Annotated in this window: 2 protein-coding genes; both read right to left on the bottom strand. The window is 67.2% G+C overall.

Annotated elements, in window-relative coordinates; all coding sequences use genetic code 11:
• Window positions 1-403, bottom strand: a 403-nt coding sequence (locus tag ABSF49_RS21545; RefSeq protein WP_424114678.1) for a hypothetical protein, incomplete at its 3' end; no start/stop codon positions are given.
• Window positions 400-2,604: GumC family protein (locus ABSF49_RS21540; RefSeq protein ID WP_424114677.1), on the bottom strand; the 2,205-nt coding region annotated here is incomplete at its 5' end. The genes ABSF49_RS21545 and ABSF49_RS21540, both read right to left, overlap by 4 nt.

Here is a 2,604-nt window from a genome sequence, read left to right as displayed (position 1 = left end):
TCGCGCGTCCCGCCATCAGAGACGCCTCGTTGGGTCCGGTCGTGGTCGACATCGCCAAAGCGGCGGCGACGCTCTCCATCTTGTCGCCGGCGGCGCGCCGCGCGATGGCGAGATCGAGCCAGGCGCCGCCGTTGAGCGGCGTCCGGCTCAACAGCGCGCTGACGGCGGCGATCTTCGCTTTCGTCGCCACTGGCGGCGCGAGGCGCAGGGAATCGCGCAGGGCGAGGTCGCCGACGAGACCGTCGCCGACGAAGGGGGAAAAGCGCGCCTCGGCGTCGCCAGCCTCGGCGCCCCATTCGGCGAGCCCGAGCCGCAGCGCCGTCCAGCCTTGGTCGATCGCGGTCAGCGATAGCAGAACGACGACCAGCGTCGTCCAGAACCGCAAACTCCGCAGGCCGATCATTCGTTATAATACTTCCGGTAGGCGCGGCCGCCGTAATAGTAGGAATAGGCGTAGCGACCGTATTTCTGGGCCTGGGCGTCGACGACATAGTTGAAAACGACGCCCGCCACCTTGTGGTGGCCGCCGAGCTGATCGATCGAATGGGCGGCCATTTCGCGCGCCGTCACCGCCCAGCGCACGACAAAGGCGACCTTGTCGACCACCTGAGCGACGATCAAGGGATCGACCACCGGCCCCATCGGCGGGGTGTCGAGGACGATCAGGTCGAAATCGTTCCTCAGCGTTTCGATCATCGCCTTGAACCGCTCCGAGCCGAGCAGATCGGGCGGGTTCTGGGTCTTGGCCCCCGAGGGCAGCACATACAGACGCAAGCCCTCGTTGAAGACGAGCGCGTCCTTGAGCTCGGCGGCGCCGACGAGATAGTCGACGAGACCAACGCGCTTCTCCGTCTTGAAGTAGCGCGAGGCGGAGGGGTGGCGCAGGTCGGCGTCGACGAGCAGCGTCTTGAGGCCCGACTGAGCGGCCGAGGCCGCGATGGTCATGGCGATGGTCGATTTGCCTTCGCCGGGCAAGGTCGAGGTCAATTGCAGGACCCGCGGCGGATGGTCGACGTCACTCATCGCGACCGCGCTGCGCAAAGAGCGGATCGCTTCAGAAAAGCGCGACAAAGGCTTGGCGAAGGGGTATTGCGGCATGGTGAGCAGGCCGCCCTCGGTGGTCAAATCGCGCGCCTCCATGCGCGAGACCGAGGCGAGTAACGGCAGTCCCAACAATTCCTCGACCTGACGCGGGGTGGTGAAGCCGGCGTTGAGCGATTCGATCAGGTAGGCGCCGCCGATTCCCGCAGCGAGACCGAGCAGCAGAGAGACCAGCAGGATCTGCATGCGCTTGGGCGAACTGGGGACGCCGGGCGGCAGCGCCGGCGTGATCACCCGCGCGTCGCGCGCCTCGAAGGTCGATTGTTCCTCGGTGACGCGCGAGCGCTGGAGAAAATCCTCGAACAGGCTCTTATTGACCGCGGCGTTGCGTTCGAGTTCGCGTAGCGTGATCGCCTTGGAGGCGTCGAGGTCGGTCTGCCCCGTCACTTCGCCCAAGGCCTTCTCGGTCTCCGCCTGGCGGGCGAGGGCGAGGTCGTAATCGTGCTTGACGTCGGCGGCGAGCCGCCCGGCTTCGGCGGCGATCGCGCGATGGACGTCGGCCAATTGCGCCCGCACGTTGACGACGGAGGGATGGCGATCGGAATAGCGAGCGAGCAGATCGGCTTCCTCGCGCTTGAGGTCGTTCTCCTGCTTGCGCAGGTCGGGGATGGCGCCGGCGTTGGCGATATCGGGCAGATCGGCGATGGCGCCGCCGGCGGCCTCAACCTTCTGCAGCAGATCGAGCCGGGCCTTCTTCTCCGCCGTCTCGGCGCGAGCGGCGACGAGGCGGCCGTTGAGCTGGGCAAGCTGCTCCTGGCTCATGGTCACGCCCTGCCCGCCGACGGAAGGGAGATTGTTGTCGGCGCGAAAGCTGGCGACCGCCTCTTCCGAATCATGCAATTGCTGCTTCAGCTCGACCAGGCGGTCGCTGAGCCAGGCGGAAGCGCGCTTGGCCGCCTCGAAGCGCGCGTCGAGCTTGTCGACAACATAGGCGTCGGCGACGGCGTTGGCGAGTTTGGCGGCCTTGTTGGGATCGGCGGAGGTGAAGGAGACGTTGAGCACCAGGGCCTGGCCGGCGCGCTGAACGGCGACCGCCGATTTGACGTTCTCGATCGTGGCGACGAGGTCGGGCGCGAGCGCGGTCAGGTCGCCGCTGTCGCCGGTTGCGGCGGCGCGCGGCCGCGGCGGGGCCGAAGGTGGCGGCGCTTGCGAGAAGAACTCGCGGATCGCGGCGAGCAGGCCGCCGCCGACGACGACCGGCCCCGAGCCGAATTCCGGATCGTCGATCAGCCGCTCCTTGTCGGCGACCCGCTTCAGCAACGCGGTCGAACGGATCACCGCCATCTGACTTTCGATCGCCGGCAGATCAAAGACGGCGTCGGTCAAGACCGTGTCCTGACCTGCCGCCTTCTCCTTATTCGGATCGAGCAACAGCTGGGCGCTGGCGGTGTAGAGCGGGGTCTGGCGGGCGATATAGAGCGCGCCGATCAGCAGCGCCAGCGCGACCACCGCGCCGATGAACTTCCATTGCCGCCAGGCGAAGTTGATCGCTTCGCGCAGGTC

The sequence above is a fragment of the Roseiarcus sp. genome, from assembly GCF_049514155.1.
Lineage (GTDB): Bacteria > Pseudomonadota > Alphaproteobacteria > Rhizobiales > Beijerinckiaceae > Roseiarcus.
Note: the sequence above shows the minus strand (reverse complement) of the source record. Positions and strands in the feature narration are given on the sequence as shown.